This window comes from Meridianimaribacter flavus (assembly GCF_004366715.1).
Taxonomy (GTDB): Bacteria; Bacteroidota; Bacteroidia; order Flavobacteriales; family Flavobacteriaceae; genus Gaetbulibacter_B; species Gaetbulibacter_B jejuensis.
In genome coordinates this window covers 15,948-36,781 of the sequence record NZ_SOQZ01000001.1, presented here as the reverse complement: position 1 = coordinate 36,781, position 20,834 = coordinate 15,948, and the positions used below count along the sequence as shown (strand labels likewise).

General features: G+C 34.5%; 22 protein-coding genes. 11 read left to right on the top strand and 11 right to left on the bottom strand.

What is annotated here, in order from left to right; translation table 11 throughout:
• Positions 1-14 precede the first annotated feature (14 nt).
• From A8975_RS00190 to A8975_RS00160, 7 genes are all read right to left on the bottom strand, one after another.
• Positions 15-761, bottom strand: coding sequence for a succinate dehydrogenase/fumarate reductase iron-sulfur subunit (locus tag A8975_RS00190; protein WP_134198259.1), 747 nt, complete (start codon positions 759-761; stop codon positions 15-17).
• A gap of 8 nt (positions 762-769) precedes the next feature.
• Positions 770-2,782 (bottom strand): fumarate reductase/succinate dehydrogenase flavoprotein subunit, encoded by a 2,013-nt coding sequence (locus tag A8975_RS00185; protein WP_134198258.1) that lies wholly within the window; start codon positions 2,780-2,782, stop codon positions 770-772.
• Between the two features lie 10 nt (positions 2,783-2,792).
• A complete protein-coding gene (locus A8975_RS00180) occupies positions 2,793-3,467 on the bottom strand; it encodes a succinate dehydrogenase cytochrome b subunit (RefSeq protein ID WP_134198257.1) in 675 nt (224 codons plus the stop codon).
• Between the two features lie 102 nt (positions 3,468-3,569).
• Positions 3,570-4,439, bottom strand: a complete 870-nt coding sequence (locus tag A8975_RS00175; protein WP_134198256.1) for a hypothetical protein — start codon at positions 4,437-4,439, stop codon at positions 3,570-3,572.
• Positions 4,440-4,486: 47 nt separating this feature from the next.
• Positions 4,487-5,701, bottom strand: a complete 1,215-nt coding sequence (locus A8975_RS00170) for an alpha/beta hydrolase-fold protein (RefSeq protein WP_166667424.1) — start codon at positions 5,699-5,701, stop codon at positions 4,487-4,489.
• A gap of 101 nt (positions 5,702-5,802) precedes the next feature.
• A complete protein-coding gene (locus tag A8975_RS00165) occupies positions 5,803-6,645 on the bottom strand; it encodes a helix-turn-helix domain-containing protein (RefSeq protein WP_134198254.1) in 843 nt (280 codons plus the stop codon).
• Positions 6,645-9,488 (bottom strand): VPS10 domain-containing protein, encoded by a 2,844-nt coding sequence (locus A8975_RS00160; RefSeq protein ID WP_134198253.1) that lies wholly within the window; start codon positions 9,486-9,488, stop codon positions 6,645-6,647. The genes A8975_RS00165 and A8975_RS00160 overlap by 1 nt, the downstream gene beginning before the upstream one ends.
• A gap of 266 nt (positions 9,489-9,754) precedes the next feature.
• Between A8975_RS00160 and A8975_RS00155 the strand changes: the two genes are divergently transcribed.
• The 5 genes from A8975_RS00155 to A8975_RS00135 all read left to right on the top strand — a co-directional run bounded on the left by A8975_RS00155 (position 9,755) and on the right by A8975_RS00135 (position 13,530).
• Entirely contained in the window at positions 9,755-11,047 is a 1,293-nt protein-coding gene (locus A8975_RS00155; RefSeq protein WP_134198252.1) for an aminopeptidase P family protein, read from the top strand.
• A 20-nt stretch (positions 11,048-11,067) separates the two neighbouring features.
• On the top strand, positions 11,068-11,289 hold the full coding sequence (locus A8975_RS00150) for a hypothetical protein (protein ID WP_134198251.1): 222 nt from the start codon (positions 11,068-11,070) through the stop codon (positions 11,287-11,289).
• 87 nt (positions 11,290-11,376) lie between these two features.
• Positions 11,377-11,709, top strand: a complete 333-nt coding sequence (locus A8975_RS00145; RefSeq protein ID WP_134198250.1) for a multiprotein-bridging factor 1 family protein — start codon at positions 11,377-11,379, stop codon at positions 11,707-11,709.
• Entirely contained in the window at positions 11,702-12,763 is a 1,062-nt protein-coding gene (locus tag A8975_RS00140) for a DNA cytosine methyltransferase (RefSeq protein WP_134198249.1), read from the top strand. The genes A8975_RS00145 and A8975_RS00140 overlap by 8 nt, the downstream gene beginning before the upstream one ends.
• 2 nt (positions 12,764-12,765) lie before the next feature.
• Positions 12,766-13,530: an HNH endonuclease gene (locus tag A8975_RS00135; RefSeq protein ID WP_134198248.1), complete on the top strand. Its 765-nt coding sequence runs from the start codon at positions 12,766-12,768 to the stop codon at positions 13,528-13,530.
• On the opposite strand, the gene A8975_RS00130 is transcribed toward A8975_RS00135, so the two are convergent.
• Positions 13,523-13,717: a hypothetical protein gene (locus A8975_RS00130; protein ID WP_134198247.1), complete on the bottom strand. Its 195-nt coding sequence runs from the start codon at positions 13,715-13,717 to the stop codon at positions 13,523-13,525. The genes A8975_RS00135 and A8975_RS00130 overlap by 8 nt on opposite strands.
• 33 nt (positions 13,718-13,750) lie before the next feature.
• On the opposite strand from A8975_RS00130, the gene A8975_RS14740 reads away from it, so the two are divergent.
• The gene (locus tag A8975_RS14740; RefSeq protein ID WP_134198246.1) at positions 13,751-14,023 is read left to right on the top strand and encodes a DNA cytosine methyltransferase; all 273 of its coding nucleotides are present in this window, start codon (positions 13,751-13,753) and stop codon (positions 14,021-14,023) included.
• Between the two features lie 2 nt (positions 14,024-14,025).
• A complete protein-coding gene (locus A8975_RS00120) occupies positions 14,026-14,979 on the top strand; it encodes a restriction endonuclease PLD domain-containing protein (RefSeq protein WP_134198245.1) in 954 nt (317 codons plus the stop codon).
• 35 nt (positions 14,980-15,014) lie between these two features.
• Here the strand turns inward: A8975_RS00120 and A8975_RS00115 are convergent, their stop codons facing one another.
• Positions 15,015-16,343 (bottom strand): aspartate kinase, encoded by a 1,329-nt coding sequence (locus tag A8975_RS00115; protein WP_134198244.1) that lies wholly within the window; start codon positions 16,341-16,343, stop codon positions 15,015-15,017.
• 107 nt (positions 16,344-16,450) lie between these two features.
• On the opposite strand from A8975_RS00115, the gene A8975_RS00110 reads away from it, so the two are divergent.
• Positions 16,451-17,107 (top strand): hypothetical protein, encoded by a 657-nt coding sequence (locus A8975_RS00110; RefSeq protein WP_134198243.1) that lies wholly within the window; start codon positions 16,451-16,453, stop codon positions 17,105-17,107.
• On the opposite strand, the gene A8975_RS00105 is transcribed toward A8975_RS00110, so the two are convergent.
• On the bottom strand, positions 17,104-18,222 hold the full coding sequence (locus tag A8975_RS00105) for a glycoside hydrolase family 26 protein (RefSeq protein WP_134198242.1): 1,119 nt from the start codon (positions 18,220-18,222) through the stop codon (positions 17,104-17,106). The two genes, A8975_RS00110 and A8975_RS00105, sit on opposite strands and share 4 nt — an antisense overlap.
• Positions 18,223-18,302: 80 nt before the next feature.
• Between A8975_RS00105 and A8975_RS00100 the strand changes: the two genes are divergently transcribed.
• From A8975_RS00100 to A8975_RS00090, 3 genes are all read left to right on the top strand, one after another.
• Complete coding sequence (locus A8975_RS00100) at positions 18,303-19,079, top strand: alpha/beta fold hydrolase (RefSeq protein WP_134198241.1); 777 nt, start codon at positions 18,303-18,305, stop codon at positions 19,077-19,079.
• A gap of 60 nt (positions 19,080-19,139) precedes the next feature.
• The gene (locus tag A8975_RS00095) at positions 19,140-19,400 is read left to right on the top strand and encodes a DUF1660 family phage protein (RefSeq protein ID WP_134198240.1); all 261 of its coding nucleotides are present in this window, start codon (positions 19,140-19,142) and stop codon (positions 19,398-19,400) included.
• Between the two features lie 76 nt (positions 19,401-19,476).
• Entirely contained in the window at positions 19,477-19,710 is a 234-nt protein-coding gene (locus A8975_RS00090; RefSeq protein ID WP_129759921.1) for a hypothetical protein, read from the top strand.
• On the opposite strand, the gene thiL is transcribed toward A8975_RS00090, so the two are convergent.
• Complete coding sequence (gene thiL, locus A8975_RS00085) at positions 19,694-20,746, bottom strand: thiamine-phosphate kinase (protein ID WP_134198239.1); 1,053 nt, start codon at positions 20,744-20,746, stop codon at positions 19,694-19,696. The genes A8975_RS00090 and thiL overlap by 17 nt on opposite strands.
• Between the last annotated feature and the right edge of the window lie 88 nt (positions 20,747-20,834).

The window sequence follows — 20,834 nt, the reverse complement described above, 5'->3', positions numbered from 1 at the left end:
TGACAGCTTCACTTTTAGCCTTTAAAAGCCGCTTTTAAGTATTCGCGGTTCATACGAGCAATGTTTTCAAGAGAAATACCTTTTGGGCACTCAACTTCACATGCACCTGTATTAGTACAGTTTCCAAAGCCTTCTTCATCCATTTGCTTCACCATGTTTAGTACACGATCAGTTGCTTCAACTTGACCTTGTGGTAATAATGCAAACTGCGATACTTTAGCTCCAACAAATAACATTGCAGACGAGTTTTTACAACTCGCTACACAAGCACCACAACCAATACATGTTGCAGCAGCAAATGCATCATCTGCATCGTGCTTATTTACAGGAATGGCGTTAGCATCAATAGTATTACCAGAGGTGTTTACAGAAATAAATCCTCCTGCATGTTGTACACGATCAAAAGCACTTCTATCTACAACTAAATCCTTAATTACTGGGAAAGCTGTTGCTCTAAATGGCTCTATAGTAATGGTATCACCATCTTTAAACATACGCATGTGTAACTGACACGTTGTTACACCACGATCTGGTCCATGTGCTTCTCCGTTAATATAAAGTGAACACATACCACAAATACCTTCACGACAGTCATGATCGAAAGCTACAGGCTGTTCACCTTGCTCGATAAGTTGTTCGTTTAAAACATCTAACATTTCAAGGAAAGACATATCTGGTGAAATATCACTTACTGAATAATCTACCATTTTTCCTTTATCGCTTGCGTTCTTCTGACGCCAAATTTTTAAGGTTAAATTCATAGTCTTTCTTATTTATACGAACGTTGTTTTAATTCAATATCTTTAAATTCCAAGTCTTCTTTATGAAGCACTGCATCTTTAGGTTCTCCTTTGTATTCCCAAGCTGCTACATACGTAAAGTTTTCGTCATCACGTTTTGCTTCACCTTTTTGAGGACCGTCTTCTTCAACAGACTCTTCTCTAAAGTGACCTCCACAAGACTCTGTTCTGTGTAAAGCATCTTTAGCAAATAATTCTCCTAACTCTAAAAAGTCTGCTACACGACCTGCTTTTGCAAGTTCTTCGTTGTATTCATCAGCTGTTCCTGGAACTTTTACATCTGCCCAGAACTCTTTACGAAGTGTTGAAATCTCTTCAATAGCTTCTTTTAATCCTTTTTCGTTACGAGACATTCCTACTTTGTTCCACATGATTTTTCCTAATTTCTTGTGGAAGTAATCTACTGAATGTGATCCGTTGTTGTTGATTAAACTTGCTATTCTATCTTTTACATTTTTCTCTGCTTCTTCAAACTCTTTAGTGTCTGTAGAAATAGGTCCTGTTCTAATATCATCAGCTAGATAATCTCCAATGGTGTATGGTAATACAAAGTAACCATCAGCTAAACCTTGCATTAATGCCGAAGCACCAAGACGGTTAGCACCATGATCAGAGAAGTTAGCTTCTCCAATAGCATATAATCCAGGTACGGTTGTCATTAAGTTATAATCTACCCAAATTCCTCCCATAGTATAGTGTACCGCAGGATAAATCATCATTGGTGTTTCGTATGGGTTTTGATCTACGATTTTTTCGTACATCTGGAATAAGTTACCATACTTAACTCTTACAACTTCTTGACCTAACTTTTTTACCAAAGCTGCATCGTTTTCATCTAAACCTTTAATGTGCGCTTGCTCTTTTCCGTAACGTTGAATTGCCGAAGCAAAATCTAAATAAACGGCTTCTCCAGTTGCATTTACTCCGTAACCAGCATCGCAACGCTCTTTAGCTGCACGAGAAGCAACATCACGAGGTACAAGGTTACCAAACGCTGGATAACGACGCTCTAGATAATAATCTCTATCTTCTTCAGCTATTTGTGTTGGTTTTAATTGACCAGCTCTAATAGCTTCTACATCTTTCATGTGCTTTGGTACCCAAATACGACCATCATTTCTTAAAGATTCAGACATTAACGTTAGTTTAGACTGATGATCTCCAGAAACCGGAATACATGTTGGGTGAATTTGTGTATAACAAGGGTTAGCGAAGTAAGCACCACGTTTGTGAGCTTTCCAAGCTGCAGTAACATTACTTCCCATCGCATTAGTTGATAAGAAGAATACGTTACCATAACCACCTGTTCCTAAAACAACAGCGTGTGCTGAATGTCTTTCTATTTCACCTGTAATTAAATTACGTGTTATAATTCCACGTGCTTTACCATCAACGATAACAACATCTAGCATTTCGTGACGGTTGTACATTTTTATTTTTCCACGACCAATTTGGCGGTTCATAGCAGAGTAAGCACCTAATAATAACTGCTGACCTGTTTGACCTGCTGCATAAAATGTACGCGATACTAATACACCACCAAAAGAACGGTTGTCTAAAAGTCCACCATACTCACGTGCAAAAGGCACACCTTGCGCCACACATTGGTCAATAATATTTGCTGAAACCTCAGCCAAACGGTATACGTTTGCTTCACGAGAACGGTAATCACCACCTTTTACAGTATCGTAAAATAATCGGTATGTAGAGTCACCATCTCCTTGATAGTTTTTTGCTGCATTAATACCACCTTGAGCCGCAATAGAGTGCGCACGTCTTGGTGAATCTTGAAAGCAAAATGCTTTTACATTGTAGCCTAGCTCTGCTAAAGTTGCAGCAGCAGAACCACCTGCTAATCCTGTACCAACAACAATAACATCAATAAGACGCTTGTTTGCTGGGTTAACAAGATTGATATGATTTTTATAATTTGTCCATTTGTCTGCAATTGGACCTTGAGGTATTTTAGAATCTAAAGCCATATTAGATATTTTAATGTCCTGTTAAATGATGAAACAATGCAATAAAGATGAATCCTGCTGGAATACCTATTGCATAAATTTTACTAAATGTTTTCAATCCTTTTGTGTACTTGTTGTTAGCACCAACCGATTGAAATGCCGAATTAAAACCATGCAGTAAGTGCAATGCTAAAAACACAAATGCTACTACATAAGCTCCAACACGAAGTGGACTATGGAATTTTTCTACTAATTCGTGAAAGTATCTGAACTCACCATTGTGCATACCAGACATATCACCAACAATATATTTTGTATTAATCTCCGGAATCCAGAAATCAATAAAGTGAAGCACTATAAAAGCTAAAATTGCTAAACCACTCCAAATCATGTTGCGGCTCATCCAAGATGAATTTGCAGCTCCATTGTTTTTAGCATAGCTTATTTGTCTTGCTTTGTTGTTTTTAATTTCTAGTACAAAACCCATCACAAAGTGAAAGATTACACCAAAAATTAATACAGGTTGCAATAAATACTGTACAGCCCAAAACGTTCCCATAAAATGAGAAGCTTCGTTAAATGCGTCTGCACTAAAAACTGAAAGAATATTAATCGCAAAATGCTGTAATAAGAAAATCATAAGGAAGAATGCCGAAAGTGCCATGGCAAATTTTCTTCCAATCGAAGAATTTAGAATTCCGCTCATTGTTGAAGTTTAATTTTTATCCCAACAAAGATAAGCTACATTGCTGTTTTAGACAAAGCTCAAACGTTATAATTGTGTATTTAGAATGATTTTAAACAGAAATTAATTTGAAACCATAGGAATTAATCCACGAAGTCCCATATCAACCACTTGCTCTCCAGTACTTGGTTCGTATTTTCCGTCAGCGTTAACTTCGGTCCATTCAAAACTGTTGTTTATTGAAAATGATAATGTTACTACAATATCTTGGGTTTCATTTCCTGTTATAGTAAATCCATTTTCAAACTCACCAGTAACCACACAAGACCCTTGAGGTATAGGTGATGAGTCAAATAATGGGTTTGGAACTGTTGTAGCACCTTCTGGAGCTTGTCCTTGGGTAACAAACCCTTCGGCTTCAAAAGCCCAAAAGCCTTGTAGTCTATTTCCATTTACGTCTATGGTTTCACCATTCAAATCAAAAGATGTGATGTAGGTATTGTAGCCTACAAAACTACCTAAGGTACCAGTATAATCTGTACCATTTAATAGAAAATCAATTTCTCCTTCTTGGTAAGCTAATGAGACACGAACCCACTCATAAGTTCCTGCTGTGACATCACTTAGAGGGATAGTTAAAAAGGTTTCATTGTCACCAGCAAACTGAGCATTTTGGAAGTTAATTGCATTGTTTCCTCCAGCAGTTGTTTCGTCTCCTGAAAAAATAACTTCACCATCACCAAGCGCTGTAAATGCTCCAGGAGCCAATTCAATATAGTTGGCACTCATACGGTTTACGTTTGGCGACTGTGCAGCATTTCCTGATGGAATAGTTGCTGGTTCTCCAATATTGTTTAATCGTTCTTGGTTTGGGTCAAATTTTAGTTTTATGACTAAATTTGGATTGTTTGGTTGTTGAGTGTCATCATTATCTTCACTGCACGCAAACAATAGTAGACACATTAAACAAGTAAAAAGATTTAGAGTTTTCATGAGATTTGGTTTTTCTTTATAACTCTAAAATACTAAGAAAAGTACGTTTAATCCAATTTTTTTAAATGCTCTGTGAACTTTTCAAGATAAAACGCATAGTCTTCAGGATGCAATGTTGCTTTATTTTTTTCTAGAACGTTCAAGGCTTTTTTGTAGTATAATTTTGCATTTTTTAAGTCTCCGTTTTTTTCATAAGCTTCAGCTTTACTATCATGTAAGTTTGCATCATTTGGATAAAGATTTAAAGCCCAATCAAAAACGTTGAGAGCAGCTTTTGGATCTTTATTTAAACAATCATAGCCAAACATGTTAGCTTCATCAACAGTGGGCAAAACTTCAAATCCTGCCCAATCGGACAAGTCAGAATAAAATGCTTTAAGATGACTTAAAAAGCTTTGTTTATCATCGTTTAAATAATTTTGTTTTTGAGTTTCACTCATTACCCAAAGGTCACCAAAAGCCATCAGTCCTTGTGATATTGTTGGTAAAGGTGAAGTAGAGTGGTTTTCATCTTGAAAGACTTTGTAGTTGTATTTAAGACCTTTTGGTTTATGATAGGAAATAACATCATCTAATTTTTTTAATGATGCAGCAAATCTATTTTCCATATTTCCAACAGTTCCTGCGCTTACAAAAATGAATTTGTTGAGCGTGTCATGAGTTTTGAAATAAGCATCGAATCGATGCACTAATTGTTCATAATCGTAGGAAACGTTTGGACTAATTGCAATAATGCCTTTGAACATTTCGGGATGCGATAATATAGAATTCAGCACAAAAGTTCCGCCTAAAGAATGACCTATAGCTAAACGCAAAGGCTTTGTTCTATATGATGATTCAACAAGCGGAAACACCTCTTGTAATAAATAATTTTCCAATAGATAGGCTTTACCAATTTCAGTGTTTTCCCAATCGGAAACAGTGCGTTCATCGATACTTTTTGGTGTAAACTCTCTAGGTCTATGTTTGGTTTTAATACCAACAATTATAAACTCGGTAAGTTCACCAATTTGAGCCAAGTAATCTGTAATGCCACTAGTCATATCAAACATGGCGTCAAATTGTGCGTCAAATAAATAAATAGTAGGATAAGTTTGCTCTTGCGATGCAGTGTATGAATAGGGTAAAAACACTCTTATTTCGCGAGCGTCTTCAAAAACTTTAGATGCGATTGTGTGTGTTTTTGAAGTGCCTGAGTATTCTTGAGCTACCGTTGAATAGCTTAAAAAAAGCACGATAATAAATGCAATTGTTCGTTTCATTGATGAGATGAGTTTTATAATCATAAAGCAAAACTAGCAGTTGTTATGATTAAAAAATTGTAGAAATGGGACAGTGTCTCAATCTTTAACTTTTGAAATGTTTACGAATTTAAAATAGTCCAAAAGGTATCTTCTGTACCAAGATGAGATAAATTGCCAAAAAAGGCTTTTGGGTTAAATCCAGTTACTTTTTTAAAGTGTTTGATAAAATCGGCTTGATCATAATAGTCGTTTTGATAAGCCAAATCGGTTAAAGCTGGTTTTTGCTTTTGATAAATGTCAATAGCTTTTCTAAATTTTATGAGCGTAGAAAACGCTTTAGGAGAACAGTTTAAGTGTTTTTGAAATAAACGCAACAGGGTTTTTCGGTTGATTCCTAAAGTATTTGAAACCTCTTGTATATTTAACTCTGTTTTGAATAGTAAATCAACAGCTTTTAAAAATAGCTCATCTTGGAAATGAGTAATTTTAGAGCTGAAAAAAGCGTCTAATAGGTTTGCTTTTTCACGGGTTGAATTAGTGCTGTAAACCTGAGTTAGTACTTGCTCAAAGTCTTTTCCGAAATAATCAAAATTCACTTTTGGAGTCTCTGTGACAACTGTTGATAAGGGTTGTGACAAAAAATGATTTAAGCCTAAAGGCTGAAACACAATTCCTATTTTATCAAAAGGCGCTTGTATAATTCCTGATCTTGCAGTTAAATGAATACCAGTATAAATAATCTCAAAAGACTGTTTTGCACAAGGCGTTACTCTTGACTCTGAACCAGAGAAACTAATTTTAGATTGCTTGTAAACTGTTATAGCATTTCTATAATGTGGATAAAAAATGTACGACTTAACAAAACCTTCAGTATTAGAGGCATTAAAATAATAATATGCAATGTATTGCTGTAAAGCCTTATTATTTGGTTTTACAGTAAAATAGTGTTCGTTTTCATGCATTATTTTATTTCAAACTTAGTACTTGTGCCATCAATTTGAACAGTATAAGTTCCTTTTGGTAAATAGTACTTTCCGTTTTCAGATTTGTTAATGTCTAAGCTAGAGTTTTCTTTTTCTAATGCTTTTTTACCTTTTTCGGTTATAGTTAAATCGTAGCTAGCGTAATTGAATCCTTTACTTGAAGTGATTTTAATAGTATTTAATTCAGAATTATTTTCTGATACAATTTTTATGTTCTTAGGTTCAGATGAGTTTGAATAAAATGCAATTTCAATTTCAGGTTCAAAAGTATCGTACCATTGTCCCCAAGAACTTCCCCAACGCGAAGAGTGTCTTACATCGTTTACATCAAATAAGGTAATAGCATTGGTTTGCATTTTAGAGTTCATTTGCTGTAAATGCGCAATATTGGTTTTATAGATGCTACGACCATGCGTTCCTAATAGCAAATCATTTGCTTCAGGTTGAATAACAATATCATGAACAGCAACATTAGGTAAGCCATTACTAAACGCTTCCCATGAGTTTCCCATATCAAAAGATACATAAGCTCCATTATCGGTTCCTAAGTACAGGATGTTTTCGTTTTTAGGGTCTTCTTTAATAACGTTTACAGGAGAAGCAGGAATGTTTGAACCGATATTTTTCCAAGTTTTTCCATAGTCGTTACTCATATAGGCATACACTTTAAAGTCGTCCCAACGATAACCATTCAACGTAGCATAAACACGTTCTTTTTTGTGTTGCGAAGCAATAACACGACTTACCCAAAGGTCTTTAGGGAATGTGCTTGATATGTTTTGCCAACTTCCGCCAGCATCTTTAGTGATTTGTACAAGACCATCATCACTACCTGTGTAAATTAGTCCGAATTGAAAAGGTGACTCGCTAATAGTTGTTAAGGTTCCGTAGGCAACATTTCCTTTTTTTCCACCATTGGTTAAATCACCACTTATGGCTTGCCAATCGGTTCCTTGATTCATGGAGCGCATTAACTTGTTTCCTCCTAAATACAAGATGTCTTGATTGTGAGGTGATAGTAAAATAGGCGTTTGCCAGTTAAAACGATAAGGGTTTTCTCCTAATTCGTGTTTTGGTTGAATATAAGCTTGGTCGTTAGTTTCTAGATTTAATCTAAAATAGTTTCCAAATTGATAACCAGTGTAAACGATGTTGTGGTTTCTACTGTCAATTTGTACTTGCATACCATCTCCTCCCATGATACTTTTCCATGGATATTGACCACTTTGATGCCAACTTTTATCTTCTCTTGCAGTATGAGATCCAACCCAAACACCATTGTCTTGCAATCCTCCATAAACGTTGTAAGGACTTGCATTATCTACATTGATAGTGTAAAACTGGCCTACTGAATTTACATTAAGTTTTTCCCAACTTTCACCATCGTCATAGCTCATGTTTAAACCACCATCATTACCATTAATTAAATGACCAGATTTTTTAGGGTTTACCCAAAGTGCTTGGTGATCGCTATGAACGTTTTCTGCACTAATAGATTTAAAAGTTGCTCCACCATCTTTTGATTTTAAAATTGGTACGCCTAAAATGTAAATACCATTTACATCTTGTGGGTCAACGCGTATTTCTCCAAAATAATAACCATAACTATAGTATAAATCGTCAATGTAATCTTTGTGAGTTTTTTTCCAAGTTGCTCCACCATCTTCACTTTTGTAGACTTCAGCTCCAACAACAGGAGTATCAAATAACATGGAGTTAGCATCTTCAAGATATCTTGCTAAGTCTATTGGTTTTACAGTACCACTGCTTACCAGTTGCTTTACGTTTTGTGCTCTGTATTTTTCTTGAAAACCGTTGGTTTTTAAATACTCGTTTAGCTTTTTGTCGTCAAGTTTTAAAAACGCATCAGTGGTCATGGTTTTAAAATCGTCTTTTGAAAGCGTGTTTGAAGTTTCTTTTTTACCTTCAGAAGTTCTTCGGAATTGACTGTCATGCAATGCATAAACGACATTGTCATTAAATATAGCTAAACCAATTCTACCTACTCCAGTTCCTGTTGGAAAACCACTTTTTTCAGTTGAAATTTTAGTCCAGGTTTCTCCAGCATCAGTACTTTTATATATTGCAGAATTATTTCCGCTTCCATCAAAATTCCAAGCTTTTCTGTCTTTAGTCCACGATGCAGCATACATGATATTGAAGTTGTTAGGAGAATGTTGCACATCAATAATTCCACTCATATCGTCAACAAATAATTTTTGTGACCATGTATTTCCACCATCAGTAGTTTTGTAAATTCCGCGTTCTTGATTAGGAGAGTATAAATGTCCTGTAACACCAATAATAACCTCATTAGGATTATTAGGGTTTATAAGAATTCGCCCAATATGATGAGAATCTTTTAAACCTACATTGGTCCAGTTTTTACCATTATCAGTCGATTTTAAAATTCCAATTCCAGCATAAGATGAACGAGAGCTATTATTTTCTCCTGTACCAACCCATATGGTTTTGTTGTTCCAGTCTACTGCAATATCTCCAACGTTTTGTGTGTTTGCATTATCTAGAATTGGTGTAAAGGTTGAACCGTTGTTTGTTGTATGCCAAACACCTCCTGAAGCATAAGCCACATAAAACTCGGTTGGGTCATTAGGGTTGACATCAACATCAGTAACACGACCACTCATTACAGTAGGTCCAATGTTTTCAAAAACAATGTTTTTAACCAATGAGTTTTGAGTTAATTTGTTTTTTTGTTGAAACGCTTTTTCAACAACATCAGCATTGGTTGAGGGTTGTTGACTAAAGCAAAAAAGTGAAAAAAGTGCTGTACTTAAGAAGAGCGTGTTTTTAAATTTCATGATGTTGGTTTTCTTGGAATGAAAATTAACGATAATACTGCTAGTTGCAAAATTTGGATTAAAAGTTTAACAGAATATCATAACAAGCTTGGGCTTGCGTTTTTGTTTGCTTATTTTTGAAGAAATGAAACGTTATTGTCTAGTTGAGCTTGTCGAATCTAAAGCTTTAATCTAATAGAAAAACAGTTAGATAAACTCAGCGTGACAGATAACTGAATATTAATAAGATTCCCATTTTCAAGGGAATAAAAAAATAAATTTTTCTTATGAAATATCATCCAATAGATAGCAAACTTTTTATAAAAAACCGTAAAAATTTTATATCGCAAATGAAACCAAGTAGTTTGGCGGTTTTTAATAGTAACGACATCTACCCTGTAAGTGCAGATAGCACGATGCCTTTTGAGCAACATAGAGACATTTTTTATTTAAGTGGAGTAGATCAGGAAGAAAGCATTTTAGTGCTTTTCCCTGATTGTCCAAATCCTAAACATCGTGAAATGTTATTCTTAAAAGAAACCAACGCGCATATTGCAGTTTGGGAAGGTGAAAAACTAACAAAAGAAGCCGCTTTTACAACTAGCGGAATCAAAACCGTGTATTGGTTACAAGACTTAGAGAAAATTATGTTCGAAGTCATGACGCAATGCGATACGGTTTATATAAATACTAATGAACATTACAGAGCCAATGTAGAAACTGAAACACGCGAAGACCGTTTTACTAAATGGCTTAAAGATAAATATCCTGCGCATTCAGTAGCCAAGAGTAATCCTATTTTACAACGTTTACGCTCAGTAAAAGACCCAATAGAAATTGAACTCATGCAGCAGGCTTGTAATATTACCGAAAAAGCGTTTCGTAGAGTATTAGGGTTTGTGAAACCTGGTGTTTGGGAGTTTGAGATTGAAGCTGAAATGATGCACGAATTCTTAAGAAATCGTTCTAAAGGTTTTGCGTATACACCAATTATCGCTTCAGGAAACAATGCTAATGTATTGCACTATATTGAAAACAACCAACAGTGTAAAGATGGAGATTTAATCCTGTTTGATACAGCTGCCGAATATGCGAATTACTCTAGTGATTTAAGCCGTACCATTCCTGTAAACGGAAAGTATACTGAACGCCAAAAAGCGGTTTACAATGCAGTGTTACGCGTAAAAAATGAAGCGACTAAACTATTGGTTCCAGGAACTATTTGGGCAGACTACCATGTTGAAGTTGGTAAGCTCATGACCTCTGAATTATTAGGTCTTGGACTATTGGATAAAGCTGATGTGCAGAACGAAAATCCTGATTGGCCTGCGTATAAAAAATACTTTATGCATGGTACCAGTCACCATATTGGTTTAGATACGCACGATTATGGTTTACTACACGAACCAATGCAAGCCAACATGGTCTTTACCGTAGAACCTGGTATTTATATTCCAGATGAAGGGCTTGGTATTCGTTTGGAAGATGATGTGGTAATCCAAGAAAGCGGAGAACCTTTTAACTTAATGGGTAATATCCCAATTGAAGCAGAAGAGATTGAGGAGTTGATGAACGCATAATAACCAAAAACTGATTATATATGAAACGTATTTGCATAGGCTTACTTTGTTTAAGCTTGCTTTTTAGCACCACAGGATGTGCCACTATTTTAGGTGGACCAATTTCATCGAGTCAAAAAACAAAACCTGCACCAGGACAACAACAACGCGATGTTAGAGTGGGATGGCTTATTGCAGATATTCTACTTTTTGCACCTGGTCTTATTGTTGATTTTGCTACTGGAGCGATTTATAAGAGGTAATATAGAAAAAAGGTTGACCTAAAAATCGCAAATTATTTATACATTTGCTAAAAATAGATCAAATCATTTTTTGATTAAATCATAAACATGGCAAGTTTCGGACATTTTTTAAAGACTGAAAGAGAGAAACGAGAGTGGACACAAACTGAATTTGGAGCAAAAATCGGAATAAATACGAGTGCTATAAGTCGAATCGAAAATGGTAGTCAAAAATTTAGCAAATCTAAACTAAAAGAACTTTCAAAGTTATTTAATATCGAACTACAACTAATAACCGACCTATTTTTCGCTGACAAATTTGCAAGAGAAGCATTCAAATATAAATGTTCGGATTCCATTTTTTCCGTTGCAGAGGATACAGCTAATTATTTGAAAAACACTAATACAAAACAAGGACAATTCAATTTTGACAATGAGTAAAAAATTTACAGCAATAGACTTATTTTCAGGTTGCGGAGGATTTTCATATGGATTTCAGCAAGCAGGTTTTCACGTTTTACTTGGAGTTGATAATACCGAAATTGCATTAAAAACATTCGAGAAAAACCACAATAATTCCAAATCATTATTACTAGACCTTCACGAAGATTCTTCAATTGACAAAATAATTGAAGTAACGAACAATAACAAAGTAGATGTAATCATTGCAGGTCCACCTTGTCAAGGATTTTCTTTAACTGGCTCTAGAAAAGAAAATGATGAAAGAAATTCGCTCTTTTATTCTGTTTTCAAACTTGCGGAAAAAGTAAACCCAAAGGCTATTATTATAGAAAATGTTCCAGGTCTATTAACTCTTTATGGTGGCAAAGCGAAAAAAGAAATAATTGAACTTTGTGAAAAAATGGGCTATAACTGCAACCCAAAATTACTTTATGCACCAGATTATGGAGTTCCACAAATAAGAAAAAGAGTATTTTTTGTAGCATTAAGAAAGGATTTAGGAATTTTTGAATTCCCTGAAGCAACTCACTCACCAGAAAGTTATGTTTGCTGTAAAGATGCAATTGGCGATTTACCTGATTTAGTTTCTGATTTAGGTGATGAAAAGCTTGAATATGATAAAAAGGCATTTAGTGATTATCAGAAAACAATGCGTAATGGTAATAAAGTTCTTTATAATCATTTAGGAACTAAACACACCGAACACGTTATTAATGTTATTTCACAAGTACCAGAAGGTGGTAACCACAAAGATTTACCGCCAGGAGTTGGTGATTCAAGAAAATTCAATGAAGCTTGGACTAGATACCATAGCTTAAAACCTTCAAAAACAATCGACACAGGACATAGAAATCATTTTCATTACAAATGGAATAGAGTTCCTAGTGTTAGAGAGAATGCTCGTTTACAATCATTCCCAGACGATTTTGTTTTGGGCGTTACCCTAAAGGGTCGGGCTTTCCGCACTCGCTTTTTTGTTCCTAACGTCTCAAAAAGAGCTCAAACAATTGCTTCAATCCCTAACGCAGCGTAGCAATGAGAAGAAACTGGACAAGAGAAGAATTAATTTTAGCCTTTAATCTATATTGTAAAATACCATTTGGTAAATACAATCAACGTACAAAAGAAGTAATCCATCTCGCAAATCTCATACAAAGAACACCTAGCGCTGTAGCTTTTAAACTTGTAAATTTTGCAAGTCTTGACCCGTATCATCAAAAAAGAGGAGTTAGTGGTATGAAAAATGCCGGAAAGTTGGATAGAGAGATTTATCAAGAATTTTCGAATAACTGGGATGATTTAATTTATGAAAGTGAAATTTTACTTAATGAAAAAGAGGGCAATGATTCTTTGCAAAAACAAGCTATAAAAGAACTGGAAAATCTAAAAGAGGGTAAGGATATTTCAAGAGTTGTGAAAACACGAGTGAATCAATCATTTTTTAGAACGGTGGTTCTGAATATTTATTCACAAAAATGTGCAGTTTCAAATATTGATTTACCCGAACTGTTAATTGCTAGTCATATTATTCCCTGGTCTGCTAATAAGAAAGAAAGATTGAATCCTTCCAATGGTATATGCCTTTCGCCATTATATGATAAACTATTTGATAAAGGTTTAATGACTATTACAAATAATTTTGAAATTGCTTTTTCTAGTAGACTTGAAAAGCTTTCGGACAAATCAAGTTTTGAAAACTTCATTAAAAAATTTGAGGGTAACACCATTAACACACCTGAAAAATTTTTTCCAAGAGAAGACTTTTTAGAATTTCACAGGAAAGAAATATTTATCAGTTAACTTCTACTTCTTCATAGAAAAAAGCATCTTCTAATTCATCTTCTGAAAGGCTGTCAAAACCATTTTCCTTCAGAAACTCTTTAGCATCATTAACAGAATCAAAAGTCATTAGCTCATTATTTGAGTCTAATAACCATTCTTTGCCATTAAGAGATATTCCTTCTATAGCTCTACCTATTTTTATCATAATTAAACTTTTCTATAAAAATACTCAAGTCACATTGAATATGCCAGCTTTTTAGACGGTTTAAGACATATTCATCCTGACCCAGAGCAAGCTCGTTCAATAACAGTTAGGGAAGCTGCTAGATTACAAACTTTTGATGATGATTTTGAGTTTTTGGGTTCAAAAGGTGACCAATACAAAATGATTGGAAATGCTGTTCCGCCTCTGTTTTCAAAAATAATAGCAGAAGTAGTACACGAATTACTAATTGGAAAAATGACTGAAAAACAAGGTCTTTTTAAACTCGAAACTGAAATTATCAATTAAAGATGTTATATACCCAAGATTTAGAAGAACTAATATTTCATAGACATCAACTTCACGAAACTGATGAACTAATCGTACTTTCAGGATATCTTGGACCAAGACCTGTAGCAAGATTGGAAGAACTGCCATTTAACTCAACTGTAATTTATGGAATGTATGGTTCAGAAGGCATAAGACCAAGTTTACATAATTCACTAACAAACATTCAAGGGGAAGTAGATAATCTAAATATATTTTATTCGAATTTACCAGTACATTCAAAGTGTTATGTATGGCGAAGAAGAGGTGATATTATTCACGCTTTAATTGGTTCTGCAAATTTTTCAGTCAATGGATTAACTACACCTTTTAGAGAAATTTTAGCTGAAACCACCTTTGATACATTCAGACCTTTAAATGACTACATAGCTCATATTTTAAACAACTCAATTTCTTGTTTAGAAGTTGGAATGGAAAGAGTTGTAGAAGAACGTGAACAATTTGACCATTGTTTAATGACATTATTAGGTAGAAACGGAGAAGTTCAAAATGCAGCAGGATTAAATTGGGGACAAAACCCTAATAATCATACAACACCAAACGATGCATACATAGCTTTAAGAACAAGTCATATTAGGGATTTTCCAAATCTTTTTCCGCCAAAACAAATTAACCCGCTTGAAGTTGATGGTAGAGGACGAATGCAAAGGCACAATGATTCTATTGAGATAATTTGGGATGATGGTTTAACTATGGAAGGTCTTTTGGAAGGCTCGCAACCCGTTGAAGGTGTAATTTATCCAAAACAAATCAGTTCTTTTCCTGTAAAAGCAGAATTAGGTGAATACATTAGAAATAGAATTGGTGTTCCTCTTGGACAACCTGTAAGAAGACATCATTTGGAAAGCTATGGTCGAACAGATATAGAAGTTTCTTTACTTGGTGACGGAGTTTATAAATTTGACTTTTCTGTATAAACTCCTTGTATTTAATTTGTTTTACCCTAATAACATTAAACCACAACAGCTCTTTCCTCCAAAACATAACGCTGTAGCTTTTTTAAAGTTTCTACTTTATCGCTAGTATTTATCAATAGTGATATATTATTATTACTTCCACCATAGGCAATCATACGCACATTAACATCTTGTAAAATCTGGAACAGTTTAGGGGTATCAGGATGAAACACAATGTTGTTGCCAACTAAACAAACAATGGTTCTGTAATCATCAATTTCAACTGAGGCAAATTTTTGTAATTCTTCAGAAATATGTTGTAGGTGAGAGGTGTCGTCAATAGTTAATGATACTGCAATTTCAGACGTGGTAATCATATCAATTGAAGTTTCGTATTTTTCAAAAACCTCAAAGACTTTTTTCAAAAATCCGTGAGCTAACAACATACGAGCCGATTTAATCTTTATAGCAGTAATACCATCTTTAGCTGCTATGGCTTTTATACCTTCACCATGAATAGTATTTGTAATTAAAGTACCATGAGCTTGTGGAGCCATAGTGTTTTTTAAACGCAACGGAATGTTTTGCTCTCTAATTGGCATAACCGTTTGCGGATGCAAGATTTTAGCACCAAAATAAGCTAATTCAGCAGCTTCGTCAAACGACAAGTTTGAGATGGCTTGCGTGTCTTCAACATAACGTGGGTCGTTATTATGAAAACCGTCAATATCTGTCCAAATTTGTACTTCTGTAGCATTAATTGCAGCTCCAATAATAGTTGCAGTATAATCGCTTCCACCACGTTGTAGGTTGGCAACTTCGCCTTCAGAATCCAAACAAATAAAACCTTGTGTAATGTAAATGTCTGCTTGTGGTAATTGCTCAATACAACGAGTTAAGTTTTGTTTGATGTAAAAATTATCTGGTTCATGGCTTTTATCGATACGCATAAAATCGAGTGCTGAAATCAATTGTGCATTAATACCTTCCTGTTGTAAAAATCTACTAAACAAGAAAGTAGATAAAAGCTCGCCTTGAGATACAATTTTATTATACAAAAGTTCAGTGTGAGTTTCTTTAGCTAAAAGACACAAACATTTAAAAACTGATTGAACATAAGCTTGAGCTTCATTATGCAATTGCGAATCTTGCAGTAAGTCATTAACAACATCAACATATTTTAAGCGTAAATTCTCAATAAGTTGAGGTGTTAGGTTGACATTATTGTGTTTTATAGCTTCAGAAATCGCCACCAGCGCATTAGTTGTTCCAGACATTGCTGAAAGCACTACAATCTTTCTGTAACCATCATTAATAATGTTTTTTACGTTGGTCATATTTTCAATAGACCCAACTGATGTTCCGCCAAATTTTAAAACTTGCATAGTCTTGTTCAATTAATTTTGAAGCAAAGCTATATTCAAAAGAGTTTAAACACATGAAATTTAAAAAATTAAACTAAATTTGCACACACTGTTAAATAATTAACAAAATGAAAACTATTGCTGCTTGTGTTGAAGAGCTTTTAGTAGCGCAACCTTTTTTAGAAGAAGCCTTGTCTAGAAATATAATTAACTATTCCGCTTTGGCAGAAGAATTGGCAGATCCTGTTAGCGAAATGCTTAGAAAGCCTGTAAAAACAGGAGCGATAATGATGGCGTTAAGACGTTATAGTCCACCAAAAGATCTAGGAAATTCACCACGATTAAAACGCGTTATTGAAAGTTTGGGAGACATTACAGTGAGGTCTAATTTAAGTGATTTTACATTTCAAAATTCTAAAACGCTTATACTAAGTCATTCTAAGGTTTTGCAACATATTGATGCGCAAAGTAATGTGTTTTATGCGTTTACTAGAGGAATTCTAGAGAGTAATATTATCATTTCGAGTTCTCAAAATGCTTATATAAAAGAAAGTTTTAAAGATGAAACCTTACTAGGTTTAAAAGAACATCTTTCAGCAATAAGCATTAGTCTTCCTGAGAACAATTCAAAAGTTACTGGATTGTACTACCAGATTTTTAAGCGATTAGCTTGGGAAGGTATCGCATTGTACGAAGTTGTATCGACTACCAACGAGTTTACGGTTTTGGTTGAAGACGAAGTGGTTGACAAAGCCTTTTCGGTAATTAAACGTCTAAAAAGTTAGTCGTAAATCTTTTTAAGGTCGTTTTCAAACAGTGTAAATTCATCGTTATAAAAGGCTTTAAAATTTTCTTCGCTTACTTGTCCAGGAAATGGTGCATAGTAATGTGTAGGACTGTTTTCGTCGTTTCTCCACACAAGTACATAAGACAGCTCTAAGTCGTTTGTTTTTAAAAGCTGTAGTAAGGTGTCTGTCCACCAAGTCGTGTTAGGGATGGACTCTAACCCTGTTTCGGTAAAAGCAGCTAGTTTGTGTTTCTTTTTAGCATAATCCGAAACAATTTTTAGCTTTTTGGCAGCAGTTTCTATATCATATCTATCACGACCTAAATCGGCATAGTTATCCATTCCAACCATATCTACCCATTCATCACCAGGATAACGTTCTAAAAATTCTTCTTCGGTAGTAAATCTGTTATCAGGAGAAAAAGCATAAATAAAATTATGAACACCCAATTCATCCCTCAAGTAACTAACGGTAAATTGCCATAAACTAATAAATTCTTCTTTTGAGCAATAAGGTTTTCCCCACCAAAACCAATCACCATCAAACTCATGGAAAGGTCTAAAAATGACAGGAACCGATTTTCCATCAGCTCCTTTTAGGTTGTTTGCCCAATACCCAATTCTTTTAAGGATTTTTTTATACTCATGATGAGCTTCACCACCAGGAATAATATATTTTACAGCAGGTTTTGAGATAGAATCCTTCCAATAAAAACCACCTCCAGAAACAGGATTATTAAAATGCCATGCAATTGTGGTAATGCCTCCTCTATTGTAAGTGTCTTCTACATTTTTTTTCAATTCATGCATTACTTGTTGTGTTCTACGTTCGCTAATCCCTGAAAAATTTATAAAATCTACACCTATAACTGCTGGATGAGAACCCACAACAGATTTTACATCACTTCGGTCCTTATCTCCTTTCCAGCCATGACCATATTCAGTGGCATGTTGGTGTCCAAAGAGAATGTGTTTTTTAGAAGTTTCTTTTAAATTATTAAAAAGGTTTATGGTTTCAGCAGTAGCGTTTTTGTCTATTAAATGATTGGTTGGTTTTTTTGAACAACTAAACATTAATAAGGATAAAAGAACAAATAGCGAAAGTGATTTCATAGTAAATAAGGTATAGGTTCAAAATTAAAGGTTTTTAAGTATTCTCCCATAACACTATCTTTGCATTTCTTTATAAAATAATGACAATAAAATATAAGAACATAAATTTATACTTTACTGATGAAGGTAAAGGCGAAGCAGTAGTTTTGTTACATGGTTTTTTAGAAAACTCTAGTATGTGGACTAATTTAGCTCCAGAGATTTCTAAAAACCACAGAGTTGTAACCATAGATTTACTTGGTCATGGACAAACAGATAGTATTGGTTATATCCATACTATGGAAATGATGGCTGAAGCAGTAAAAGCTGTATTAGAACATTTGCAGATTGAACAAGCAAAATTTGTTGGTCATTCAATGGGTGGATATGTTGCTTTAGCTTATGCAGAAAACTACACTAGTGATGTTACAGGTTTGTGTTTAATGAATTCTACCGCTCAAGAGGATAGTGACGAACGTAAGCTAAACAGAGACAGAGCTATAAAAGCAGTTAAACAAAATCATAGAGCCTTTGTGAGTATGTCTGTTGCCAATTTGTTTGCTCCCGAAAATCGAGAAACGTTAAAAGAAGCAATTGATTTTGTTAAAGAACAAGCTTTGGAGACTTTGCTTCAAGGTATTGTTGCAGCATTAGAAGGCATGAAAACGCGTAAAGACAGAACACGGTTTTTTAATTCGCTTCCTATAAACAAAATGCTTATAGTTGGACGTAAAGATCCTGTTTTAGAGTTTAATACAACGGTATCTCATGTTGAACATTCTGATGTAAAAATTGTTGAATTTCCTGATGGACACATGAGTCATATCGAAAACACGAAAGAATTAACTTACAATATTTTGCATTTTATCGAAAATTAGAGCTTTTAAACAGTTTTTATTTTGTTTTTTTCTAAGTTAACAGTCCCAAATCTCGATAACATGAAAAAAACTACAACTAACCCAGCCTCTAAACTTGTTTGTGATATAGTTGGTCACAAATATGAAGTATCAAAAAAAGTAACTTCACATGTAAAAGAATATACGTGTAAACGCTGTAAAAAGCAACTTACCACAAATAGCAACGGAAATTTAACTGAGCTTACGCCTAAGTACAAAGAAATCAATACTATCCTTGAAGAGATTTACACAAGAAGGATGATACGTTTAAAGTCAAAAACACTCAGTTCATCGATATATTAACAATTGCTTGTAAGTTTTTACTTGATTTTCATATATTTAGAAATCCTCTAAAGTAATAACTAAAATAGCAAGTCAAGTGAAAAATCTCTACTGTTCTTTATTTGGTCATGAGTACAAAGTAGCTAAAAAAGTTACGTATCATGTAAAAGAATACAAGTGCAAAAACTGTAATGCACAAACGACCATTAATGGTAAAGGAGAAATGATTCCTTTAACACCAAAATACAAAGAAATAAATTCGGTTTTAGAGCGTATACACAACCGAAGAGTTCACAACAAAAAACAAAAAGCGCTTATTCCTGATTATTAAGAGCGTTCCAACCCTTAGCAACTATTGGAATTTTAGCTTCTGCTCTAGTTACCAAATGCATTCCGCTGCTTTTTTCTGTAATAAATCCTATAACGCTCAAATTTGGGTTTGCTTTAATTTTAGGGTAATCGTCTTGAGAAATCGTCATTAAAAGTTCATAATCTTCTCCGCCATTTAAAGCTACAGTTGTACTGTCTATATCAAACTCTTCGCAAGTTGAAATTACTTGAGGGTCTAAAGGTATTTTGTTTTCATACAATTCAACACCAACATCGCTGTGTTTGCACAAATGAATAATTTCAGAAGACAAACCATCGCTTATATCAATCATAGATGTAGGTTTTACTTCCAAGTCTTTTAGAAGTTTTACTATGTCTTTTCTAGCTTCAGGTTTTAATTGACGTTCAATAATGTACGTGTACATGTCCAAGTCTGGTTGGTTTTGAGGGTTCACTTTAAACACTTCTTTTTCGCGTTCTAAAATTTGTAAACCCATGTATGCGCCACCTAAATCACCAGTTACAACAAGTAAGTCGTTAGGTTTTGCTCCTGATCTATAAACCACTTCATCAGCTGCAACCTCACCAACAGCAGTAACCGAAATAATTAAACCAGTAGTTGAAGAGGTGGTGTCACCACCAATAACGTCAACACCATAAACAGCAGCAGCAGTTTGAATACCACTATACAGCTCTTCAAGCGCTTCAACAGGGAAGCGATTAGAAACAGCAATAGAAACCGTAATTTGTGTTGCATTGGCATTCATAGCATACACATCAGAAAGGTTGACCATTACACTCTTGTAGCCTAAATGTTTTAAAGGCATGTAGCTAAGATCAAAATGCACATTTTCAACTAGCATATCGGTTGTAAGTACAATTTGTTTAGACTTAAAGTCTAGCACAGCAGCATCATCACCAATACCTTTAATGGTTGATTTATGTTTAACATCAAAGTGTTTTGTTAAATGATCTATAAGTCCAAATTCTCCTAATTCTGAAAGTGGAGTACGTTGTTGGTTTTTATCTTCTATCATGCTGCAAATTTAAAGATTATGTAGTAAAAACTTATGCCATTTTATAAATTAATGAGTAAGCAGCTGTGTTATCTGTTTAGCTTATGCA

What these genes read in the sequence shown, in the direction of transcription:
- A8975_RS00150 (WP_134198251.1), top strand. Translation starts at nt 11,068, where the DNA reads ATGAAACGTATTTGCATAGGCTTACTTTGTTTAAGCTTGCTTTTTAGC.
- A8975_RS00190 (WP_134198259.1), bottom strand. Translation starts at nt 761, where the DNA reads ATGAATTTAACCTTAAAAATTTGGCGTCAGAAGAACGCAAGCGATAAA.
- A8975_RS00155 (WP_134198252.1), top strand. Translation starts at nt 9,755, where the DNA reads ATGAAATATCATCCAATAGATAGCAAACTTTTTATAAAAAACCGTAAA.
- A8975_RS00165 (WP_134198254.1), bottom strand. Translation starts at nt 6,645, where the DNA reads ATGCATGAAAACGAACACTATTTTACTGTAAAACCAAATAATAAGGCT.
- A8975_RS00130 (WP_134198247.1), bottom strand. Translation starts at nt 13,717, where the DNA reads ATGATAAAAATAGGTAGAGCTATAGAAGGAATATCTCTTAATGGCAAA.
- A8975_RS00175 (WP_134198256.1), bottom strand. Translation starts at nt 4,439, where the DNA reads ATGAAAACTCTAAATCTTTTTACTTGTTTAATGTGTCTACTATTGTTT.
- A8975_RS00100 (WP_134198241.1), top strand. Translation starts at nt 18,303, where the DNA reads ATGACAATAAAATATAAGAACATAAATTTATACTTTACTGATGAAGGT.
- A8975_RS00120 (WP_134198245.1), top strand. Translation starts at nt 14,026, where the DNA reads ATGTTATATACCCAAGATTTAGAAGAACTAATATTTCATAGACATCAA.
- A8975_RS00115 (WP_134198244.1), bottom strand. Translation starts at nt 16,343, where the DNA reads ATGCAAGTTTTAAAATTTGGCGGAACATCAGTTGGGTCTATTGAAAAT.
- A8975_RS00180 (WP_134198257.1), bottom strand. Translation starts at nt 3,467, where the DNA reads ATGAGCGGAATTCTAAATTCTTCGATTGGAAGAAAATTTGCCATGGCA.
- A8975_RS00160 (WP_134198253.1), bottom strand. Translation starts at nt 9,488, where the DNA reads ATGAAATTTAAAAACACGCTCTTCTTAAGTACAGCACTTTTTTCACTT.
- A8975_RS00145 (WP_134198250.1), top strand. Translation starts at nt 11,377, where the DNA reads ATGGCAAGTTTCGGACATTTTTTAAAGACTGAAAGAGAGAAACGAGAG.
- A8975_RS00135 (WP_134198248.1), top strand. Translation starts at nt 12,766, where the DNA reads ATGAGAAGAAACTGGACAAGAGAAGAATTAATTTTAGCCTTTAATCTA.
- A8975_RS00170 (WP_166667424.1), bottom strand. Translation starts at nt 5,701, where the DNA reads ATGAAACGAACAATTGCATTTATTATCGTGCTTTTTTTAAGCTATTCA.
- A8975_RS00185 (WP_134198258.1), bottom strand. Translation starts at nt 2,782, where the DNA reads ATGGCTTTAGATTCTAAAATACCTCAAGGTCCAATTGCAGACAAATGG.
- A8975_RS00110 (WP_134198243.1), top strand. Translation starts at nt 16,451, where the DNA reads ATGAAAACTATTGCTGCTTGTGTTGAAGAGCTTTTAGTAGCGCAACCT.
- A8975_RS00140 (WP_134198249.1), top strand. Translation starts at nt 11,702, where the DNA reads ATGAGTAAAAAATTTACAGCAATAGACTTATTTTCAGGTTGCGGAGGA.
- thiL (WP_134198239.1), bottom strand. Translation starts at nt 20,746, where the DNA reads ATGATAGAAGATAAAAACCAACAACGTACTCCACTTTCAGAATTAGGA.
- A8975_RS00095 (WP_134198240.1), top strand. Translation starts at nt 19,140, where the DNA reads ATGAAAAAAACTACAACTAACCCAGCCTCTAAACTTGTTTGTGATATA.
- A8975_RS00105 (WP_134198242.1), bottom strand. Translation starts at nt 18,222, where the DNA reads ATGAAATCACTTTCGCTATTTGTTCTTTTATCCTTATTAATGTTTAGT.